We start from the raw sequence: 20522 nt of genomic DNA on the forward strand, positions 1-20522 counted from the left end.
CGATGAACGACAACATCAAACGAATCGATCCGCGCCGGCCGTTCACGATCACGGCCGAAGGGCTCAGGCGCATCACGCTCGGCGCGGTGGGCACGGGCGGCATGATCGATCTCGCGGCCGCGCTAGGCGGCGGCCATCGCGAGCAGCCGAAGCAGCTTCGCACGACGGCCGTTGCGCAGCGCACGCTGCTGGTGGCGGCGCATACGGATCGCGGCGCGCTCGACGATCACGGCCGCCAGACGCTGGCCGCAGCCGCATTGATCGCGGATGCGCACACGGAAGTGGTGCTGCTCGCGTTCGGCGAGTTCAACGACGACGCAGCCGCACTCGGCGCGGACAAGCTCATCGCTTTGCCTGCGTTCGACCGGCGCGGCTTTGCGCCGGAAGACGAACTGAACGCGCTGGCCGCTTACGTCGCCGCGTTTTCGCCCGCGCACGTTTTCCTGCCGGACAACGCGACCGGCGATGGCGACCTCGGCCGCCGGTACGCGGCGCGCGCGAACGCGAGCGTCGCGACGCATGTGGTCGAGATCGATGCGAAGCACGTGGCTGCGTACGCGCAGGGCGGCAAGGCGTTCGCGACGCGCGCGCTGCCCGAAGTGGTGCTGCTCGCGCCGAATGCCGTCGACCCGAAGCTGCCCTTCGTGGGCGCGGGTGAGCGGATCGAAAGCATCGGCGTGGTGGCGTCGAAGGGCGCGTATCGCGATCTCGGCATCGAAGAGATCGACGCCGCGCAGGTCGCGCTGGAAGAAGCGGACTTCATCGTGTCGGCGGGCAACGGCGTGTCCGACGTGCCTGCGTTCGAGCGTCTCGCCCGAACGCTTGGCGCCGCGATCGGCGCGAGCCGGGTCGCGGTCGACGACGGCAAGTTCACGCGCGACAAGCAGATCGGCGCGACCGGCAAGACCGTCGATGCAAGCGTCTATATCGCGTTCGGCATCTCGGGCGCGGTGCAGCACTTGCAGGGCATCAAGGATTGCCGCCATGTGATCGCGGTGAACCTCGACGCGAGTTCGCCGATCGCCAAGCGCGCAAACCTGACGATTGTCGCGGACACGCAGGAAACCATCGCCGCGCTGACCGAGGCGGCATCCGCCGCGCGCGGCTCGAAGGGCACGGGCGCGGCGTTGCTGAACACGAAGCCCGTCTCGGAAGGAGCACTGGCATGAAGATCGCCGTACTGGTTTCCATCGGACGACACCCGGTGAGCGGCACCGCGCGCTACAGCCGCAACGACGCCGCCGCGCTCACCATGGCGCTTTCCATCGCGAAGGAACGCCGCGCGACGCTCGATGTGCTGCATGCAGGCGATCCGTCGAATCCCGCGCTGCAGGAATATCTCGCGCTCGGCGCGGCACGCGTCGAAGTGCTCGATGTGGAAGGCGACGCCATCGCGGCGCTCGCCGCGCGCCTGAAAGGCTACGACCTCGTCATGACCGGCACGCGTGCCGAAGGCGCGTTCGACAGCGGCATGCTGCCCTACCGTCTCGCCGATGCGCTCAACATGGCGCTCGTCGGCTCGGCGGTCGATGTGTCGGTCAAGGATGCGGCCGTCGAAGTGCGGCAGTTCATGCCGAAAGGCTTGCGCCGCCGCGTGGAGGCGTCGCTGCCCGCGCTCGTCGCCGTGCATCCGATGGCGAACGCGGCGCCGCGCTACGCCTACGCCCGCCTGCGCGAAGGCACGGTCGCGCCCGTAATTACACGCGCGCCGGCGGACGCCGAAAGCGCGCAGTGGACCATCAAGCCCGCGACGGCAAAACCCGTGCGTCTCGCCGCCGCCGAAAAGCGCTCGGGCCACGCACGCATGCTTTCCGCGACGACGACAGAGAGCCGCGGCGGCAGCGTCGTAATTGAAGGAAGTTCCGTCGAAAAAGCACAAGTGATCCTGGCGTATTTGCGCGAGCATCAACTCGTGGATTACTGATTTTTCGTTTCGCAGACAACCTGCCGGCACGAACGCTCGAGCGGGTCACCCCAGGCACAACGGAGCACACGATGAAAGTTTCGGCAGACGTTCGCGTAATGATCGAACGCCGCAAAAAGGGCTACACGCTCGAAGCGCCGTTCTACACGAGCGAGGACATTCATGCGCTCGATCTCGACGTAATTTTCCGCAAGCACTGGATTCAGGTCGCGGTGGAACCGGACGTGCCCGAGCCGGGCGATTACGTGACGGTCGAGATCGGCAATGATTCGGTGCTGATCGTGCGCGACGACGACATGCAGATCCGTGCTTTCCACAACGTCTGCCGCCATCGCGGCGCACGCCTGTGCAATTCGGAGAAGGGCTCGCTCGGCAACATCGTGTGCCCGTATCACAGCTGGACCTACAACCTGAGCGGCGACCTGATGTTCGCCGAGCACATGGGCGACCAGTTCGACCGCTGCAAGCACAGCCTGAAGAGCGTTCATCTGGAGAATCTGGCGGGCCTCATCTTCATCTGCCTCGCCGACGAGCCGCCCGCCGACTTCGGCGTGATGCGCGCGGCGATGGAGCCGTATATGCTGCCGCACGGCCTCAACGAGACCAAGATCGCCGCCTCGATCGACATCGTGGAGGAAGGCAACTGGAAGCTCACGATGGAGAACAACCGCGAGTGCTATCACTGCGTCGCTAACCATCCCGAGCTTACGGTTTCCCTCTACGAATACGGCTTCGGCTATCAGCGCACGCCGGCCAACGAGGAAGGCATGGCCGCGTTCGAAGAGACTGTCGCGCGCCGCACCGCGCAGTGGGAAGCGATGAACCTGCCGTCGGCGGAGATCGAACGTCTCGCCGATCTGGTCACCGGCTTTCGCACGCAACGCCTGCCGCTCGACCGCGACGGCGAATCGCAGACGCTCGACGCCAAGGTCGCTTCGAAGAAGCTGCTCGGCGGCTTCGAGCAGGCGGACCTCGGCGGCCTGTCGTTCTGGACTCAGCCGAATTCGTGGCATCACTTCATGAGCGATCACATCGTGACGTTCTGCGTGATTCCGCTGTCCGCAGGCAGGACGCTCGTGCGCACGAAGTGGCTCGTGCACAAGGACGCGCGCGAGGGCATCGATTACGACGTGAACAACCTCACGGCCGTGTGGCGCGCGACGAACGACCAGGACCGCACGCTCGTCGAGTACTCGCATCGTGGCGCGACGAGCAGCGCCTATGAACCGGGCCCGTACTCGCCGTTCACAGAAGGTCTGGTCGAGAAGTTCTGCGAGTGGTACATCGCGCGTCTCGCGGACTACGCAGACGCGCCCGAAACGAAACTTCCGGTTGATTCCGAACCGGCATCGCACGGCGAGAAAGTCGTGTCCTTCATGCGCTAAAGGCGCCGCCTGAAACGAGAAGCAGGAGAAACACATGATGCGCGATCAGGCGATCCTCGAGGCGACGAGCCGCGTGACCCAGCCGCAATTCTGGGGCACGCTGCCGGCGCGCTGGGATAGCGATACCGACGACACACTCGTTTGTTGCCACGTCCGGCAGGAAACGCACGACGTGAAAAGCTTTTTCTTCCGCGCGCCGGGCGAACGCGCGTTCGTCTTCGAGCCGGGACAGTTCATCACACTCGAACTCGACATCGACGGCGAGACGATCAACCGCTGCTACACGATCTCGTCGCCGCCGACGCGTCCGCACACGATCTCGATCACGGTCAAGCGCGTGCCGGGCGGCAAGGTCTCGAACTGGCTGCACGACAATCTTCGGCCCGGAGCGAGCGTGCGTGTGCTCGGGCCGTCCGGCGAATTCACCTGCGCGCGGCATCCGGCGCGCAAGTTCCTGTTCCTCTCCGCGGGCTCGGGCGTCACGCCGCTGATGTCGATGAGCCGCGCGCACCATGAGCTTGGCGAGGACAGCGACATCGTGTTCATGCATAGCGCCCGCACGCCCGACGACATCATCTTCGCGCGCGAGCTGGACCTGATCGCGTCGAATCAGTCGAACTTCCGCACGGCGTTCGTCTGCGAGCGGATCGGCGCGCGCACGAACTGGCCGGGCATCACGGGTTTCCTGACGCTGCCGCTCCTCAAGCTGATCGCACCGGATTTTCTTGAGCGCGAAATCTTCACATGCGGCCCCGCGCCGTACATGAAGGCGGTGCGCGACCTGCTCGACGCCGGCGGTTTCGATCGCGAGCACTATCACGAAGAAAGCTTCTCGTTCGAGACGGTTTCCGAAGTCGCCGCGCAACTGACCACCGCTCATGTCGCCGACGCATTGCAGGGCAACGGGCATTTGGCAGAGGAATCGGTCGGCTTCGCACCGGCGCCCGCCGAGGTCGAAACGAAGTTCAAGGTGAGCTTCGCGAAGAGCAATCGCGAGATCGAATGCGGCGGCGCACAACACGTGCTCGACGCCGCGAAGAAAGCTGGCGTGCGGCTGGCCGCTTCGTGCACGCAGGGCATGTGCGGCACCTGCAAGGTCAAGCTCGTGTCGGGCGCAGTCGACATGAAGCACGCGGGTGGTATCCGTCAGCGCGAAATCGATCAGGGGATGGTGCTGCTGTGTTGCAGCAAGCCGTTATCCGATCTCGTCGTCGACAAGTAGGACGCAGGGAAAACAGCCGACGTCGCATCCGGACAACTCGATGTCGGAAAACAGCGTTACAGCGCATTTCTGGCTGGCGATTCTGAATGCTCAACGGCTTGAACCGCGAACGGGAGAACGACGATGAGACTGATCAAAAAACTGCTGGTACTTAGTACTTTGAGCGCGGCACTGGCTGCAACTAGCGTAGGGGTTTCCGCCGATACGAAACCGACCATCAAAATCGGCTACGTGGAAGGCTGGGACGATAGCGTCGCGACGTCCAACGTGGCCGCGCGCATCATCGAGAAGCGCTTGGGCTATCAGGTGCAACTGGTGCCGGTCGCGGCCGGCGTGATGTGGCAGGGCGTGGCGCGCGGCGATCTCGACGCGACGCTTTCGGCGTGGCTGCCGATCACGCACGGCGCCTACTGGAACAACTTCAAGGAAAAGGTGGTCGATCTCGGTCCCAACTTCAACGATGCGAAGATCGGCCTGATCGTGCCCGAGAACGTCGATGTGAAGAGCCTCGACGACCTTCAGGCGAAGAAGGCGGAGTTCGGTTCGCGCATCGTCGGGATCGACGCAGGCGCGGGTGTGATGCAGAAGGCGAGCGAGGCGATCAAGGCCTACAAGCTCGACTATCAGCTGATGCCGAGTTCGGGCAGCGCGATGACGGCCGAACTGGCACGCTCGGAAGCGGCGAACAAGCCGATCATCGTAACCGGCTGGAAGCCGCACTGGATGTTCGCGAAGTACAAGCTCAAGTTCCTCGAGGACCCGAAGAAGGTGTTCGGTGAAGCCGAGCACGTCGACAGCGTCGTGAATCCGGAACTGGAAAAGAAGGCGCCGCCGGTCGTCGCGTTCCTGAAGAAATTCCAGTGGAAGCCGGGCGAGATCGACAGCGTGATGCTCGCGACGCAGAACGGCGAGAAGCCGACCGCTGCCGCCGATGCATGGATCGGCGCGCATGGCGATCGGGTGGACAGCTGGGTGAAGTAACGCTCTCTTTGCAGGCCAGTCAGCAAAACGCCGCTTTTAAAAGCGGCGTTTTGCGTTACTGCAGCACGACCGTGCGGTCGCCGTTGATGAACACACGCCGCTCGATGAACGCCTTCACCGCGCGCGCAAGCGTGATGCATTCGACGTCGCGCCCGGTGGCGAGCAGCCGCTCCGGGCTGTACGAATGATCGACGCGCTCCACTTCCTGTTCGATGATCGGGCCTTCGTCGAGATCGTCGGTGACGAAATGCGCCGTCGCGCCGATCAGCTTCACGCCGCGCGCGTGAGCCTGGTGATACGGCTTCGCACCCTTGAAGCCGGGCAGGAACGAGTGGTGGATGTTGATCGCGCGGCCCGCCAGCTTGCGGCTCGTGTCGCCGGAAAGAATCTGCATGTAACGCGCGAGGATCATCAGTTCGGCGCCGCAGGTGTCGAACAGGTCGAGAACGCGCGCCTCCTGTTGCGGCTTGGTGTCCGCGGTGATCGGCAGATGATGGAACGGCAGGCCGTGCTGCACTGCGAGCGGCTCCAGATCCCGGTGATTCGAGCCGATCCCGACGATATCCATCTTCAGTTCGCCCATGCGCCAGCGGAACAGGAGATCGGCGAGACAGTGTTCCAGCTTGGACACCATGATCAGCACCTTCGGCCGCGCGGCGACGTCGTGAATCGCCCAGGTCATGTGAAAGCGCACGGCGATTGCTTCGAATTCGCGCTTGAGCGCCTCAATCTGCAGCGTCTCGTCGCGCTCGACGCCATGAAACACGCAGCGCACGAAGAAGCGCTCGCTCAAGTCGTCGTCGAAGACGGTCAGTTCGTCGATATAGCACTGATGCCGGTCGAGAAAGCCGACGACGGCGGCAACCTGGCCCGCCGCGCTCGGACAGGCGACGGTCAGCACCAGTTGATGCGGACGGGAAATGGCACTGGAATCGGCGGACATGCGCTCTCCACTAGTCGATCAGAGTCAGCTCTTTGACGCTTACTCTGGTCCCATGCAAGATACTTGCTGGACGATTGGGCTTCGCCGCGGACGCGGCACTGCATGATCGAAGTAGAGCAAACCGGAGCGGCCCCCGGATAGAAGCTAAACGCCGTCGAACTGGAACGGGAGCGTCAGGTACTCATTCAATGCCGCATTCGTCTAGCAGCCACTGGCGGAACGCGTTGATGGTCGGCGTCGGGGTGCGCTGCGTGACGAGGAGATAGCCACGCTCGGTCACGACGGGCACGTCGAACAGTCGCACGAGCTGGCCGGTCGCGATCAGTTCGTCGACGAGCGGCGCCCAGCCGAGCGCGACGCCTTCGCCCATGACCGCCGCATGCGCCACGAACGCGTAGCTGTTGAACGTGATGCCGCGATGCGCCGGCGGAGAATCGAGCCCATGCGCCGCGAACCAGCCGTCCCACGAGAGCCAGCGGGCGGGCGTCGTCGGCTGGAGATGCAGAAGCGGCAGTGCGGCGAGATCGGCGGCCGTGTGCGGCTTCGCGTTGCCCGCGAGGAACGACGGGCTGCAGACCGGCGTGACTTCCTCCGCGAACAGCTTCACGACCTCGCGCGCGCCCCAGTCGCCGTGCGCATCGCCGAATGCGATGGCGATATCCGCATGATCGTGCGACGTATCGAACACGTTCTGCGACGTGATGATCTTCACGTCGACGTCGGGCATCAGCGCCTTGAACTGCGAGAGCCGCGGCATCAGCCAGTAGGTGGCGAAGCCGAAATCGGTGGAGAGCGTCAGCGTGCGCGGCGTGTGGCGCGCGCGAATGTCGGCGGTGGCGAGGCGGATGGTGTCGAGAGCCTGCCGTACCGCTTCGAGGAGACGCGCCCCGTCTTCAGTCAGCGTGACGCCGCGATGGCCGCGCTCGAAGAGCGCTGCACCGAGCGCCTCTTCGAGCTGAATGACGCGCTGGCTCACGGCCGGCTGCGTCGAGCCGAGTTCGCGCGCGGCGGCAGTGAAGCTCGCGAGGCGCGCGGCGGATTCGAACATCGATAGCGCCTGCATCGGCGGCAAGCGATCCTGCCTCGGCATAACTCCCCCTTATGGCCACATAACGAAATGCCGTCTTCACAGCCCGGATATGGACGGCAATAGTGACGCTCATGGCCGCTTGCGCATCCACGCGGCCATCTGCACTTCTGTTCGATTCTATTCGAGGCACGCACACATGCTCAGCACGAAACAAAATATCGTCATCCTCATGGCCGACCAGATGACCCCGTTCGCGCTTGCCGCGCACGGTCATCGCCTCACGAAGACGCCGCATCTCGACCGGCTCGCGAAGGAGGGCGTCGTGTTCGATTCGGCCTATTGTGCGAGCCCGCTGTGTGCACCTTCGCGCTTTTCTCTTCTCTCGGGCAAGCTGCCTTCGGCCATCGGCGCTTACGACAATGCCGCCGAGTTTCCCTCGCAGACGCTGACCTTTGCGCACTATCTTCGCGCCGAGGGCTATCGCACGGTGCTGTCGGGCAAGATGCACTTCTGCGGCGCCGACCAGTTGCACGGGTTCGAGGAACGCCTCACCACCGACATCTATCCCGCCGACTTCGGGTGGACGCCCGACTGGGAGCACTTTGAAGAGCGTCCGACCTGGTATCACAACATGAGTTCGGTGATCGATGCCGGGCCGTGCGTGCGCACGAACCAGCTCGACTTCGACGACGAAGTGACCTTCACCACGCGCCAGAAGCTCTTCGACATCGCGCGCGAACGCAACGCGGGCAAGGATGCACGGCCGTTCTGCATGGTTGCGTCGCTTACGCATCCGCACGATCCGTACGCGATTCCGCAGAAGTACTGGGACATGTATCGCGACGAAGACATCGACATGCCAGTGCATCGCGATTCGCTCGAAGAATGCGACGCGCATTCGAAACGCCTGCGCTACGTGTGCGAAGCGGACCGCACGCCGCCGACCGACCAGCAGATCCGCAACGCGCGCCGCGCCTACTACGGCGCGATCTCGTACGTGGACGACCAGTTCGGCTCGATCCTCGAAGCCCTCAGGCAGTCTGGTCTCGATGAGAACACCATCGTGATCGTCACGTCCGATCACGGCGAGATGCTTGGCGAACGTGGCCTCTGGTACAAGATGACCTTCTTCGAAGGCGGCTGCCGCGTGCCGCTGATCGTGCATGCGCCAAAGCAGTTCGACGCGCATCGCGTCAGCGCTTCGGTCTCGCATCTGGATCTGCTGCCGACGCTCGTCGAACTCGCTCGTGGCAAGCCGCGCGACGCTTGGCCCGATTCGCTCGACGGCAGAAGCCTCGTGCCGCATCTGCTGAATGCGCGCGATGCGCACGACGAAGCCATCGGCGAGTATCTCGGCGAAGGCGCGATTGCACCGATCGTGATGCTGCGGCGCGGGCGCTTCAAGTTCATCCACACGCCGGCCGATCCGGACCAGCTCTACGACGTCGAGGCCGATCCGCTGGAGCGGAACAACCTCGCTTCGAACGCGGACTACAAGGCAGAAGCGGCTGCATTCCGCGACGAAATCGCCAGCCGCTGGAATCTCGCTGCGCTGCATGACGCTGTGCTTCAAAGCCAGCGCCGCCGCCGCTTTCACTTCGACGCGACCACACGCGGCGTAATCCAGTCGTGGGACTGGCAGCCGCACGTCGATGCGAGCCAGCGCTACATGCGCAATCACATCGACCTCGACACGCTCGAAGCGATGGCCCGCTTTCCCCCAGTCGCCCATCCCTGAGCACACGACCCCACCCTACAAAGGAAGCCGACATGAAAAAGCCCTTTGCACAAGCGGTATTCGGCGCGTTACTGCTATGCGCGGCGACGCTCGCATCGGCGGCCGAGCCGGAGGCCTGCACGCAGGTGAGGATGGCAGGGCCCGGCTGGACCGACATCGATGCGACCAACGCGATGAGCGGCGTCGTGCTGAAGGCGCTTGGCTACAAGCAGAACGTAGCGAATCTCTCGGTGCCGATCACCTATCAGGGCCTGAAGAAAGGGCAGATCGACGTGTTCCTCGGTAACTGGATGCCCGCGCAGGCGCCGCTCGTGAAGCCTTTCGTCGACGAGAAGTCGGTTGAGGTCGTGCGTCCCAATCTGAGCAACGCGAAGTTCACGCTGGCGGTTCCCGAGTATGTGGCCGCGGCGGGTGTCCATACGTTCGCCGATCTCGCCAAGAACGCCGACAAGTTCGACAGTAGGATCTACGGCATCGAGCCGGGCGCGCCGGCGAACCAGAACATCAAGAAAATGGTCGACGACAAGGCGTTCGGGCTTGGCGGCTGGAAGGTCGTCGAGTCGAGCGAGACCGGCATGCTCACTCAGGTCGAGCGTGCCGTGCGCGACAAGAAGTGGATCGTCTTCCTCGCGTGGGAACCGCACCTGATGAACACCAAGTTCAAGCTTACCTATCTCGATGGCGGAGATCGGTACTTCGGGCCGAACTACGGCGGCGCGACTGTCAACACGGTGGCGCGCTCGGGCTATGAGGCGCAGTGTCCGAACGTCGCGCGTCTGTTCAGGCAGCTCACCTTCAATGTCGATCTGGAAAACGGCGTGATCACCGAGGTGCTCGACAAGAAGACCAATATCGACATGGCCGCGACCGATGCACTGAAGCGCCATCCCGAGTTGCTCAAGACATGGCTCGACGGCGTGACTACCGCGAACGGCGGCAACGGTCTGCAAGCGGTGCAGAGCGCGCTCGGCGTCAAGTGAGGAACTGGTCGCAACTGGACAGATTCGCGTCGCAATCGGTCGAGCCGTGATCAATATGGTCTCTTACTTTTACATCATCGGTGCTTGAGCTTGCCGCTAGGGCTTTTTTGTTCACACCGGTTGATGTTTCTGCGCTTTCGTGAAACTTGCTTTCTTAGTGGTCTATTAGCACTGCCCCTGTCCGGGGCGGCAGTCACTTTCTTTGCTGCTGCAAAGAAAGTAACCAAAGAAAGCAGCTTTTTCAGGCAACAGTCTTAGGACGGCAACGCACTGGCAATACCGATTGGCCCAGCCCCTAAGTGTCGTCCTCAAAAGACCGAGGGGCTTGGCGCGCGGCACGCACTGTGAAATCGCGCAGTGAACGAGTTGGCACAGCAGTCATTCATCCGTTTTCGCTTCGCTGGACGAGAGGTACATTTGTCGCGTGGTTGAGGTTCGCGGTCGAGGTTGAAAACCGCTGGTTTTCGGACGCCCGTCGTCCGAGCGAAGCGCGGACGGATCGGAACGAAGTGCTTACCACTTTGTTGGACTGCGAGGGGTGTCAGTGCGTGCGCGCGCCAAGTCGCGTCGATGTTTGAGGGCGACACTTAGGCGCTGCACCACTCGGTAATGCGAGTGCGTTGCCGGTTTGTGACTGGTGCCAGAAAAGCTGCTTTCTTTGCTTACTTTATTTGCAGCAGCAAAGAAAGTAAGTCCCGCCCCGGACAGGGGCAGAGCTAATAGACCACTAAGAAAACAAGTTTCATAGAAGCGCAGAAGGTCAAAAACCCATACGAGCCATCCCGAGCGAACGAGGGAATTCCGAGCGGCGGGGGCTCGTCCTTGTCCAACGAAACACGCAACGACAGCAGCAAGGGGATAAGCAAATGAGAAAGGGAAATGCCGCCAGACTCGCGGGACTCGCACTAGCAGCGGGCGTGTCGAGTGCGCCCGCGATCGTTCATGCTCAGAGCAGCGTCACGCTGTACGGCATTCTCGACGCCGGCATCACCTACGTGAACAACACGGGCGGTGCGCATGTGTGGAAATTCGACGACGGCATTTCGTACGGCAACCGTATCGGCTTCAAGGGCGTCGAGGATCTCGGCGGCGGCCTTCAGGCGGTCTTCGTGCTCGAGTCTGGCTTTCACCTCGGTAACGGGCAATACGGCTTCGGCGGCGCAGAGTTCGGCCGGCAGGCCTATGTGGGCCTCAAGAATGCGTGGGGCACGGTCTCGCTCGGTAACCAGCTCGACATGACCGAGGAGTTCGTCTATCTCTACAACATTTCCGCGTGGGCAAGCGGCTATGCGATCCACCAGGGCGACTTCGACCGCATGAACGGCGACCGCTTGCCGAACTCGATCAAGTTCCTCTCGAGCGATTTCTCCGGCTTCACGTTCGGCGGCATGTATTCGTTCGGCAACAACGCGGGCGACTTCCATCGGAACAGCGCATGGAGCGTGGGCGCGCACTACGCGCGCAACACGTTCAACATCGGTGCGGCCTATACGCAGCTGAACAATCCATTCGGCATCTACGCGTTCGATCCTTACGCGATGATCGGCACGCGCACTTTCCTCGGCCAGCCGACGGTGTCCGTCGATCCGGCAACCGGCGCGGTGACCGATCTCTATATCGCGAATTCGTTCCCCGTCGACAAGCAAGGCGCCTTCGCGATCGGCGCGGCCTATACGATCGGCGACGTGATGCTCTCGGGCAACTTCACCTATACGACGATCAAGGGCCTGGGCGTGACGTCGCACATGCAGGTGTACGAAGGCGGCGCGTCGTACAGCTTCACGCCGGCGCTCGCGCTGTACGGCGGCTACCAGCACACGAGCTTCGAAGGCAATCACTGGAATCAGGGCTCGCTCGGACTGCACTACCTGCTCTCCAAGCGCACCGACGTCTACATCTCCGGCGACTATCTGCGCGCCTCTGATGGCGTGAACGCGGTGATCGGCTATAGCTTCACGCCGTCGTCGTCGAATACGCAAAGCGACGTGCGCATCGGCATGCGCCATTCGTTCTGAGCCTCAGTTGATCGCGGCGGCTTCCATCGACTGAGCGGAAGCCGTCGTGCGCAGTGCGCTGCGGTCGTGCCGCGGACTCGTGCCGAAGCGCGCGCGATACGTGCGCGAGAAATGCGAAGGCGATTCGAAGCCGCACGCCACGCAGACCGCCATGATCGACATGTCGGTCTGTTGCAGCAATTCGCGGGCGCGTGTGAGACGCAGGCCCAGATAGAAATGCGTCGGCGTGTCCTTCATTGCCGAGCAGAAGAGGCGTTCCAGTTGCCGTCGCGTCACGCCGATCGAATCAGCGAGTTCGTCCGGCGAAAGCGGCTCTTCCATGTGCTGCTCCATCACCCCGATCACCTGGATCAGCTTGCGGCTGTGGATGCCGTAACGCGCCGCGATCTGCATGCGCTGATGATCCGAACGCTGCCGGATGCGCCCGAGCACGAATTGCTCGGAGACCTGCGCAGCCAGCTCCGCGCCATGACGGCGCCCGATCACGTCCAGCATGAGATCGATCGATGCGGTGCCGCCCGCGCACGTGATGCGCCGCTCGTCGATTTCGAACAACTCCTCGCTCACTTCGAGCGACGGATAGCGCTCCTTGAATGCCGACGCCGCTTCCCAATGCACGGTCACGCGCTTGTCCTGGAGCAGACCCGCTTCGGCGAGAATGAAGCTGCCCGTATCGATGCCCCCGAGCGTCACGTTCGCGCGGTCGAGCCGCCGCAGCCATTCGCCCGTCTCGCGCGTATAGCGCGCAAGCGGCTCGAAGCCCGCGACCACGAACACGGCGCTCGCATCCTTCACGCTGCCGAATGCGCCTTCCGCGTTCAGTGATATGCCGTTGCTCGCAGCGACCGGTCCACCATCCGCGCTGACAATGTGCCATCGGTACAGCGTGCCGCTGAACCGGTTCGCGACGCGCAGCGGTTCGATCGCCGACATGAATCCGATCGACGAGAACTCGGGCAACAGCAGGAAATAGAAGTCTTCGGTCATCGGGTGCGCGCGCGGTTTCTTGAACAAGACACGCTAGCAAGCCGAAATTAGCCGCGCAATCGGGCGTCGCCCGGAGCATCGGGCGAAGGCCGACGGCACGTCGCAGGCAGTCAACTCGCGGTCGCAACCGGTCGCCTGCGCGCCTTTATGCGGCGGTACTTTCATGCACGGGCAGACAGAACGCCCGCCTCACAGAAACGCAAAGTCAACGGAACCCCGACGCTATGAGACCTCTTTTCAAATCAGTGCTCGCCAGCCTGTGCATCGCATCGGCGTCGGCCGGCGCGGCCCACGCGCAGGCGAAGGAAGACGAGTCGTGCCGCACCGTGCGCTTCGTCGATATCGGCTGGACCGACATCACATCGACGACCGCGCTCGCCTCGGTTGTCTTCGAAGGGCTCGGCTATGCGCCGAAGACGACGGTCGCCTCGGTGCCGATCTCGCTCGCGGGCCTGAAGAGCAAGCAGATCGACGTGTCGCTCGGCTACTGGTGGCCGGTGCAGCAAAAGGCGGTCGAACCGTTCCTCGAATCGAAGTCGATCCAGAAGATCGAACCGCCGAATCTGTCGGGCGCGAAGGCGACGCTAGCCGTGCCGAGCTACGAATACGAGGCGGGGTTGAAGACGTTTGCCGACATCGCAAAACATCGCGACGAACTCGACGGCAAGATCTACGGCATCGAGCCCGGCAGCAGCGCGAACGCGAAGATCCAGAAGATGATCGACACGAACCAGTTCGGTCTTGGCGGTTTCAAGCTCGTGCAATCGAGCGAGGCGGGCATGCTCGTGACGGTCGAGCGCGCGATCCGCGACAAGAAGTGGGTCGTCTTCCTCGGCTGGGAGCCGCATCCGATGAACATCCAGATGAAGATCGACTATCTCTCGGGCGGCGATGAAGTGTTCGGCCCGAACTACGGCGAAGCGCGCGTCTATACGCTGACCAATACCGACTTCATCGCGCGCTGCCCGAACGCGGGCAAGCTCGTCACGAACCTGCGCTTCACGACGCAACTGGAGAACCAGTTGATGCAGCCGGTGATGAACAAGGAGCGTCCCGCCGACGCGGCGAAGGCTTACCTGAAGAAGAATCCGCAGGTGCTCGATGCGTGGCTTGCGGGCGTGAAGACGGTTGACGGCAAGGACGGCTTGCCGGCGGTCAGGCAGTACCTCGGTCTGTGAATGTAGGACACACAAAGGACGGCGCGAACATGAACTACGAAGTGATCGTGACCTGCGCGGTAACGGGCGCGGGCGATACGACGAACAAGCACCCGGCGATTCCGGTCACGCCGAAGCAGATCGCCGAGGCGGCCATCGAAGCGGCGCGCGCGGGCGCCACGGTAGCGCATTGCCACGTGCGCGATCCGCGGACAGGGCGCGGCAGTCGCGATCCCGCGCTGTATCGCGAACTGATGGATCGCATCCGGTCGTCGGACGTGGATGTCATCATCAACCTGACCGCGGGCATGGGCGGCGATCTGGAGATCGGAAGGGGCGAAGCGCCGATGCAGTTCGGTGCGGGCACGGATCTCGTTGGCGGGCTGACGCGGCTTGCGCACGTCGAGGAACTGCTGCCGGAGATCTGCACGCTGGATTGCGGCACGCTCAATTTCGGCGATGGCGACTACATCTATGTATCCACGCCCGCGCAATTGCGGGCGGGCGCGAAGCGCATTCAGGAACTCGGCGTGAAGCCTGAGCTTGAGATCTTCGATACGGGTCATCTGTGGTTTGCCAAGCAGATGCTGAAGGAAGGTCTGCTTGACGATCCGCCCTTGTTCCAGCTTTGCATGGGCATTCCGTGGGGCGCACCGCCGGATACCGGCACAATGAAGTCGATGGTCGACAACATGCCGCCGGGGGCGCACTGGGCCGGGTTCGGTATCGGCCGGATGCAGATGCCGATGGTCGCGCAGGCGATGCTGCTCGGGGGGCACGTGCGTGTCGGGCTCGAGGACAATCTTTATCTCGATCGCGGGGTGCATGCGAGCAATGGGTCGCTTGTGCAACGCGCTGTCGAGATCATCGAGCGGCTTGGCGGGCGGGCGCTTACTCCTGCGGAAGGGCGCAGGAAGATTGGGCTGCCTCCGCGGGGGGAGCGGGCGTTGGACCGGCGGGCGTTCAACACCGCTTGATGTTTTTTTCGCTTCCATGGAACTTGCTTTCTTAGCGGTCTATTAGCTCTGCCCCTGTCCGGGGCGGGACTTACTTTCTTTGCTGCTGCAAAGAAAGTAAGCAAAGAAAGCAGCTAGGGGGCCAACGGTGTTAGGACGTAACCACACTAGCACTACTGAGTGGCCCAGCGCCTAAGTGTCGCCCTCAAAGGACTTCAGGGGCTTGGCCGCGCGGCACGCACTGTGTCATCGCACAGCCAACGAATTGGCACAGCAGTCATTCATCCGTTTTCGCTTCGCTGGACGAAAGGTGCATCAGTCGTGCGGTTTAGGTTCGCGGTCGTTGCAATCCGCTGGTTTTCGGTTGGGCCCCTCGTCCGAGCGAAGCGCGGACGGACCGGAACGCAGCGCATACCACTCCGGCGGAGCCTCAGTGGTGTCAGTGCGTGCCGCGCACCAAGCCGCGTGGATGGTTGAGGGAGACACTTAGGCGCTGCGCCACTCGGTATTGCTAGTGTGTTGACGTGTTGTGACTGCTGCCAGAAAAGCTGCTTTCTTTGCTTACTTTCTTTGCAGCAGCAAAGAAAGTAAGTCCCGCCCCGGACAGGGGCAGAGCTAACAGACCACTAAGAAAGCAAGTTTCACGAGAGAAAGAGAAAGAGAAAGAGAAAGAGAAAGAGAAAGAGCAAGCGAAGCGACTAGCAGCAAAGCAGGGACCACCCTCAACCTCCGTCAGGAAATAACCGGTATGCAAGTAAAAACCTTCGCCGCGCTGGGCGCCGGCGTCATCGGCAGCGGCTGGATAGCCCGCGCGCTCGCGCATGGCCTCGACGTGATCGCCTGGGACCCGGCGCCTTCAGCTGAACAGCAACTGCGCGCCAACGTAGCCAACGCATGGCCCGCATTGGAACGCGCAGGCCTCAAGGAAGGCGCATCGCAAACAAGATTGCGCTTCGTCCCGACGGTCGAAGAATGTGTCACACAAGCAGACTTCATCCAGGAAAGCGCGCCCGAACGCGAAGACCTGAAGCTCACCCTGCACGAGCGCGTGAGCCGCGCAGCAAAGCCCGATGCGATCATCGCCTCTTCGACATCGGGTCTCCTGCCCACCGATTTCTACGCCCGTGCGATCCACCCCGAACGCTGCATCGTCGGGCATCCGTTCAATCCGGTGTATCTGCTGCCGCTCGTCGAAGTGCTCGGCGGCGAACGCACGTCGGGCGAAACCATCGATGCAGCGATAAGCTTCTACGCCTCCATCGGCATGCGGCCGCTGAAAGTGCGCAAGGAAGTGCCCGGCTTTATCGCGGACCGCCTGCTCGAAGCGCTCTGGCGCGAGGCGCTGCATCTCGTGAACGAAGGCGTCGCGACGACCGGCGAAATCGACGACGCCATTCGCTTCGGCGCAGGCATCCGCTGGTCGTTCATGGGGACGTTCCTCACCTACACGCTGGCGGGCGGCGAGTCCGGCATGCGACACTTCATGCAGCAGTTCGGCCCTGCGCTCGAATTGCCCTGGACCAAACTGGTCGCGCCGAAACTCACCGACGAACTGATCGACCGCGTGGTCGACGGCACATCGCGGCAAACGGGCGGACGCAGCATCAAGGAACTGGAGCGCTATCGCGACGACTGCATCACGAGCGTGATCGATGCAATCGCCGCCGCGAAGGCGCGCCATGGAATCGAAGACTGACGACGGGGGCGAGATGGCCGCTGCATTCACGATCTACCGCGATACGGTGCGGCCCGAATGGGTCGACTACAACGGCCATCTGCGCGATGCGTTCTACATGCTGATCTACAGCCTCGCGACCGATGCGTTCATGGACCGCATCGGTCTCGACGACGCCACGCGCCGCGCCCGTCATCGCACCATCTACACACTGGAAGCGCATGTGAACTTTCTGCGTGAGATGAAGGAGGGCGCGCCGCTTCGCATCGATGCGCAGGTGCTCGCACGCGACGCAAAGCGCGTTCATCTGTACATGGAGATGTTCGAGGGCGAGGAAAGCGAGCCGGTGTCGGCAAGCGAGCAGATGCTACTGCACATCGATTCGAGCAGCGAGCCGAAGTCGGCTGTATTCGATGAAGACGTCGCCGGGCGGATCGCCGCGTTGTGCAGCGACGCGCCGGCAGCACGTTACGCGGGACGCGTGATTGGCCTGCCGGTACGGTCTTCGGCAACAGCCGATCCCGCCTGAGCATGCCACGTCCTTAGCAGGAGCGCGTTCGTCACGACGCTCACGCTCGAAAACGCCATCGCGGCGCCCGCGAACATAGGATCGAGCAACCCGAATGCCGCGAGCGGAATGCCGATCAGGTTATAGGCGAACGCCCAGAAGAGGTTCTGCTGGATCTTCCGGTACGTGCGCCGCGAAATGTCGATGGCATCCGCGACGAGCGCCGGATCGCCGCGCATCAGTGTGATGCCGGCGGCTTCGATCGCGACGTCGGTGCCGCTCGCCATCGCGATGCCGATGTCGGCGGCGGCGAGCGCCGGGGCGTCGTTGATGCCGTCGCCGGCCATCGCGACCACGCCGTCCGTCGTCGTTTTGAGTTGCGCGATCACGCGCGCCTTGTCTTCGGGCAGGACCTGCGCGTGAACGTCCCCGGGCGCGATGCCGAGCGCCGCCGCGACGCTCGCCGCGCTGCCCGCGTTGTCGCCCGTGACGAGCACGCTTCTCACGCCCATCGATGCCAGACGCTCGACCGCGGCTCGGGCCGTCGGCTTCACCGTATCGCCGAAAGCGATCAGGGCCAGCGCGCGCGGGCCTTCCATTGCGATCAGCCACGACACGGTATTGCCCTTTGCTTCGAGTTCGCGCGCCCGCGCGGCGAGCGCCAGCGGCACGTCCGCGTTCAGTTCGTCGAGCCAGCGTCCGCTGCCGATCGCCAGCCTGTTCGCGCCATCGGGGGCGACATTCGCCTCGACGCCGCGCCCCGCGACCGCCCGCGCTTCGCTCGCTTCGAGGCGAGGCGCGCCCGCCTCGTCGGCGGCAGCGACGACCGCCCGCGCAAGCGGATGATCGCTCATGCGCTGCACGGCGGCCGCGAAGCCCAGCGCCTGCGTGCGATCGACGCCCGGCGCGGCTTCGAAGGCCGTCACGGTGGGACGGCCGACCGTCAGCGTGCCGGTTTTGTCGAAGGCGACGACCTTGATCCGGTGCGCGAGTTCGAGCGCCCCGGCGTCCTTGATGAGCACGCCGTGCCGCGCCGCGACGCCGGTGCCGGCCATGATCGCGGTCGGTGTCGCGAGTCCGAGCGCGCACGGGCACGCGATCACCAGCACGGCGACCGCGTTCAGCAGCGCGGTCTCGGCGCCCGCGCCATGCACGAGCCAGCCAATGAGCGTCATGAGCGCAATGGCGAGAATCGCCGGCACGAACACTGCCGACACGCGATCGACGAGCCGCTGGATCGGCGCCTTCTCCGCCTGCGCGGATTCGACGAGCCGGATGATGCGCGCGAGCGTCGTTTCTGCGCCGATCGCCATCGTCTCGATCGAGATCACGCCTTCGCCGTTGATCGATCCGGCGGTCGCGCGCGCGCCCGGTTCCTTCGCGACGGGCAGGCTTTCGCCCGTAATCAGCGATTCGTCAATATGCGTGCGGCCCTCGCGCACGACGCCGTCCACCGGCACGCGCTCGCCCGGCCGCACGATCGCGATGTCGCCGATGCGCACCTCGGCAAGCGGAATCTCGCGCTCGCCCGACGCGCCGCGCACTCGCGCGCGGTCCGGGCGCAATGCGTTGAGCGCGCGGATCGCGTCGGTGGTCTGGCGCTTCGCGCGCGCTTCGAGCCATTTGCCGAAGCGCACCAGCGTGATGACGACCGCCGACGCCTCGAAGTACAGGTGCATCGCGTCGCCAGGATGCGCGAACATCTGATAGACGCTCAGTCCCCAGGCCGCCGACGTGCCGAGGGCGACGAGCAGGTCCATGTTGCCGGCCCTAGCCCGCACCGCGTGCCACGCGCCCACGTAGAAGCGCGCGCCGAGCACGAACTGCACGACGCTCGCGAGCGCTAGCTGAACCCACATATTGAGTTCGAACGCGGAGCCGAGCATCGGCAGGACGAGCGGCAACGTGATGAGCGCCGAGACGATCACCGCGACGAGTTCTCCGTTGCGCGTCGGCGACGGCGCGGCGGGCGGCGCTTCGGGCTGGATCGGCGTGGCTTCGTAGCCGGCCTTGGTGATTGCGGCGACGAGCTGTTCGTCGCTCACGGACGCGCTCGCGTGCACGGTCGCTTTCTCGGTCGCGAGGTTGACAGACACGCGCTCGACGCCCGGCACGCGCGTCAGGACCTTCTCGACGCGCGCCACGCACGACGCGCACGTCATCCCTCCGACGGCGAATTCAGCAGTTTTCGACGGTGCTTCTGCACTGGACATGACAATCCACTCCCGGTCTGGCTGGGCTATTCGAATTTTTTGAACGTTCGGCGAGCCCCGATAGACACAGTATTGACCTTCCAATGCTTGGAAGGTCAAGCGCGGGAGGCCGGGCAGCTTATTTGATCAGAGGCGGCGCGGCGAGCATCGCGCCGGCGAGCGCGTGCGCCTGGGGTTCGTCGCGCGTGCGCAGGCCTTCGGCTGCGCCGCGCCGGTCGGCGTCGCTCTTGTTCTGCGAAAGCTTCGCCTTGCCGACGAGCCGCGTCACCTCGATCTCGATCCCGACGATCGCTCCCAGCATCTGATTGATGAAATCGGCGGGCGCGTCGCCCATTTTCCAGGGTACGGGCTGGCCGGCTTCCATCTTGCGCGTGAGGCGCGCGACGAGGCCGCGCACGAACGCTTCGTCGTCGCGCACGGTGATCCGGCCGTGCGCGTGCACGACGAGATAGTTGTAAGTCGGCACCTGCCGGTGCGCCTCGTGCTTGCTCGGATACCAGTTCGGCGAGATATAGCCCGTCGGGCCCTGGAAAATCACGAGCACGTCCGACTGCGGCCCGACTTCGCGCCACACCGGGTTCGCCCGCGCGACGTGCGCCCGCAGCGTGCCGGGCGCGCCCGGGTCCTTGCCCGCGTCCAATTCAAATGGCACATGATTCGCGTCGAGGCCGTTCGGCCCGGACGTCACGAGCGCCCCGAGCGGATGCGCCGCGATCAGGGCGTGGAGCGCTTCCGGGCGCGTTTCTTCGAAATGGGCGGGGAGGTACATCGTCGGCTCGGATTGTGGGATGGACAGGCGTCGATGGTA

General features: G+C 63.8%; 17 protein-coding genes. 12 read left to right on the plus strand and 5 right to left on the minus strand.

Translation table 11 applies throughout. The annotated features are described in order from the left end of the window. Positions 1-2: 2 nt before the first annotated feature. The 5 genes from AWB81_RS17550 to AWB81_RS17570 all read left to right on the plus strand — a co-directional run bounded on the left by AWB81_RS17550 (position 3) and on the right by AWB81_RS17570 (position 5512). Positions 3-1169, plus strand: a complete 1167-nt coding sequence (locus tag AWB81_RS17550) for an electron transfer flavoprotein subunit alpha/FixB family protein (protein ID WP_062637599.1) — start codon at positions 3-5, stop codon at positions 1167-1169. Beyond that, positions 1166-1924 (plus strand): universal stress protein, encoded by a 759-nt coding sequence (locus tag AWB81_RS17555; protein ID WP_062637601.1) that lies wholly within the window; start codon positions 1166-1168, stop codon positions 1922-1924. The genes AWB81_RS17550 and AWB81_RS17555 overlap by 4 nt, the downstream gene beginning before the upstream one ends. 71 nt (positions 1925-1995) lie before the next feature. After that, positions 1996-3309, plus strand: a complete 1314-nt coding sequence (locus AWB81_RS17560; protein WP_062637603.1) for an aromatic ring-hydroxylating oxygenase subunit alpha — start codon at positions 1996-1998, stop codon at positions 3307-3309. A 34-nt stretch (positions 3310-3343) separates the two neighbouring features. Next, the gene (locus tag AWB81_RS17565) at positions 3344-4531 is read left to right on the plus strand and encodes an FAD-binding oxidoreductase (RefSeq protein WP_062637604.1); all 1188 of its coding nucleotides are present in this window, start codon (positions 3344-3346) and stop codon (positions 4529-4531) included. A gap of 123 nt (positions 4532-4654) precedes the next feature. Beyond that, positions 4655-5512: a glycine betaine ABC transporter substrate-binding protein gene (locus AWB81_RS17570; protein WP_062637607.1), complete on the plus strand. Its 858-nt coding sequence runs from the start codon at positions 4655-4657 to the stop codon at positions 5510-5512. A gap of 55 nt (positions 5513-5567) precedes the next feature. Here the strand turns inward: AWB81_RS17570 and purU are convergent, their stop codons facing one another. Both purU and AWB81_RS17580 read right to left on the minus strand, forming a co-directional pair. Continuing rightward, entirely contained in the window at positions 5568-6455 is an 888-nt protein-coding gene (gene purU, locus AWB81_RS17575) for a formyltetrahydrofolate deformylase (protein WP_062637609.1), read from the minus strand. Positions 6456-6636: 181 nt separating this feature from the next. After that, positions 6637-7545 (minus strand): choline sulfate utilization transcriptional regulator, encoded by a 909-nt coding sequence (locus AWB81_RS17580; protein WP_062637611.1) that lies wholly within the window; start codon positions 7543-7545, stop codon positions 6637-6639. Between the two features lie 136 nt (positions 7546-7681). On the opposite strand from AWB81_RS17580, the gene betC reads away from it, so the two are divergent. From betC to AWB81_RS17595, 3 genes are all read left to right on the plus strand, one after another. Next, on the plus strand, positions 7682-9223 hold the full coding sequence (betC, locus tag AWB81_RS17585; RefSeq protein WP_062637613.1) for a choline-sulfatase: 1542 nt from the start codon (positions 7682-7684) through the stop codon (positions 9221-9223). A gap of 32 nt (positions 9224-9255) precedes the next feature. After that, on the plus strand, positions 9256-10203 hold the full coding sequence (locus AWB81_RS17590) for a choline ABC transporter substrate-binding protein (protein WP_062637615.1): 948 nt from the start codon (positions 9256-9258) through the stop codon (positions 10201-10203). Between the two features lie 866 nt (positions 10204-11069). Then, positions 11070-12218, plus strand: a complete 1149-nt coding sequence (locus tag AWB81_RS17595; protein ID WP_062637617.1) for a porin — start codon at positions 11070-11072, stop codon at positions 12216-12218. Between the two features lie 3 nt (positions 12219-12221). Here the strand turns inward: AWB81_RS17595 and AWB81_RS17600 are convergent, their stop codons facing one another. Then, complete coding sequence (locus tag AWB81_RS17600; RefSeq protein ID WP_062637707.1) at positions 12222-13205, minus strand: GlxA family transcriptional regulator; 984 nt, start codon at positions 13203-13205, stop codon at positions 12222-12224. A 224-nt stretch (positions 13206-13429) separates the two neighbouring features. Here AWB81_RS17600 and AWB81_RS17605 point away from each other — a divergent pair, with 224 nt between their 5' ends. The 4 genes from AWB81_RS17605 to AWB81_RS17625 all read left to right on the plus strand — a co-directional run bounded on the left by AWB81_RS17605 (position 13430) and on the right by AWB81_RS17625 (position 17522). Next, positions 13430-14383, plus strand: a complete 954-nt coding sequence (locus tag AWB81_RS17605; RefSeq protein WP_062637619.1) for a choline ABC transporter substrate-binding protein — start codon at positions 13430-13432, stop codon at positions 14381-14383. 29 nt (positions 14384-14412) lie between these two features. Next, positions 14413-15339 (plus strand): 3-dehydrocarnitine:acetyl-CoA trimethylamine transferase CdhC, encoded by a 927-nt coding sequence (gene cdhC, locus AWB81_RS17610; protein WP_062637621.1) that lies wholly within the window; start codon positions 14413-14415, stop codon positions 15337-15339. Positions 15340-16066: 727 nt separating this feature from the next. After that, the gene (locus tag AWB81_RS17620) at positions 16067-17014 is read left to right on the plus strand and encodes an L-carnitine dehydrogenase (RefSeq protein ID WP_062637623.1); all 948 of its coding nucleotides are present in this window, start codon (positions 16067-16069) and stop codon (positions 17012-17014) included. Beyond that, positions 16998-17522, plus strand: a complete 525-nt coding sequence (locus tag AWB81_RS17625; protein ID WP_235025822.1) for a thioesterase family protein — start codon at positions 16998-17000, stop codon at positions 17520-17522. The genes AWB81_RS17620 and AWB81_RS17625 overlap by 17 nt, the downstream gene beginning before the upstream one ends. Here the strand turns inward: AWB81_RS17625 and AWB81_RS17630 are convergent. Together AWB81_RS17630 and AWB81_RS17635 are read right to left on the minus strand one after the other, a co-directional pair. Continuing rightward, positions 17462-19714: a heavy metal translocating P-type ATPase gene (locus AWB81_RS17630; RefSeq protein ID WP_143753563.1), complete on the minus strand. Its 2253-nt coding sequence runs from the start codon at positions 19712-19714 to the stop codon at positions 17462-17464. The two genes, AWB81_RS17625 and AWB81_RS17630, sit on opposite strands and share 61 nt — an antisense overlap. Before the next feature lie 118 nt (positions 19715-19832). Beyond that, the gene (locus AWB81_RS17635; protein ID WP_062637627.1) at positions 19833-20483 is read right to left on the minus strand and encodes an FMN-binding negative transcriptional regulator; all 651 of its coding nucleotides are present in this window, start codon (positions 20481-20483) and stop codon (positions 19833-19835) included. Between the last annotated feature and the right edge of the window lie 39 nt (positions 20484-20522).

Origin of the sequence: Caballeronia arationis, assembly GCF_001544975.2 — a bacterium.
Taxonomy (GTDB): Bacteria; Pseudomonadota; Gammaproteobacteria; order Burkholderiales; family Burkholderiaceae; genus Caballeronia; species Caballeronia arationis.

Excerpts from the sequence above, each read along its gene's own strand:
- AWB81_RS17550 (WP_062637599.1), top strand. The coding sequence starts at position 3 with ATGAACGACAACATCAAACGAATCGATCCGCGCCGGCCGTTCACGATC.
- AWB81_RS17555 (WP_062637601.1), top strand. The coding sequence starts at position 1,166 with ATGAAGATCGCCGTACTGGTTTCCATCGGACGACACCCGGTGAGCGGC.
- AWB81_RS17560 (WP_062637603.1), top strand. The coding sequence starts at position 1,996 with ATGAAAGTTTCGGCAGACGTTCGCGTAATGATCGAACGCCGCAAAAAG.
- AWB81_RS17565 (WP_062637604.1), top strand. The coding sequence starts at position 3,344 with ATGATGCGCGATCAGGCGATCCTCGAGGCGACGAGCCGCGTGACCCAG.
- AWB81_RS17570 (WP_062637607.1), top strand. The coding sequence starts at position 4,655 with ATGAGACTGATCAAAAAACTGCTGGTACTTAGTACTTTGAGCGCGGCA.
- purU (WP_062637609.1), bottom strand. The coding sequence starts at position 6,455 with ATGTCCGCCGATTCCAGTGCCATTTCCCGTCCGCATCAACTGGTGCTG.
- AWB81_RS17580 (WP_062637611.1), bottom strand. The coding sequence starts at position 7,545 with ATGCCGAGGCAGGATCGCTTGCCGCCGATGCAGGCGCTATCGATGTTC.
- betC (WP_062637613.1), top strand. The coding sequence starts at position 7,682 with ATGCTCAGCACGAAACAAAATATCGTCATCCTCATGGCCGACCAGATG.
- AWB81_RS17590 (WP_062637615.1), top strand. The coding sequence starts at position 9,256 with ATGAAAAAGCCCTTTGCACAAGCGGTATTCGGCGCGTTACTGCTATGC.
- AWB81_RS17595 (WP_062637617.1), top strand. The coding sequence starts at position 11,070 with ATGAGAAAGGGAAATGCCGCCAGACTCGCGGGACTCGCACTAGCAGCG.
- AWB81_RS17600 (WP_062637707.1), bottom strand. The coding sequence starts at position 13,205 with ATGACCGAAGACTTCTATTTCCTGCTGTTGCCCGAGTTCTCGTCGATC.
- AWB81_RS17605 (WP_062637619.1), top strand. The coding sequence starts at position 13,430 with ATGAGACCTCTTTTCAAATCAGTGCTCGCCAGCCTGTGCATCGCATCG.
- cdhC (WP_062637621.1), top strand. The coding sequence starts at position 14,413 with ATGAACTACGAAGTGATCGTGACCTGCGCGGTAACGGGCGCGGGCGAT.
- AWB81_RS17620 (WP_062637623.1), top strand. The coding sequence starts at position 16,067 with ATGCAAGTAAAAACCTTCGCCGCGCTGGGCGCCGGCGTCATCGGCAGC.
- AWB81_RS17625 (WP_235025822.1), top strand. The coding sequence starts at position 16,998 with ATGGAATCGAAGACTGACGACGGGGGCGAGATGGCCGCTGCATTCACG.
- AWB81_RS17630 (WP_143753563.1), bottom strand. The coding sequence starts at position 19,714 with ATGTCCAGTGCAGAAGCACCGTCGAAAACTGCTGAATTCGCCGTCGGA.
- AWB81_RS17635 (WP_062637627.1), bottom strand. The coding sequence starts at position 20,483 with ATGTACCTCCCCGCCCATTTCGAAGAAACGCGCCCGGAAGCGCTCCAC.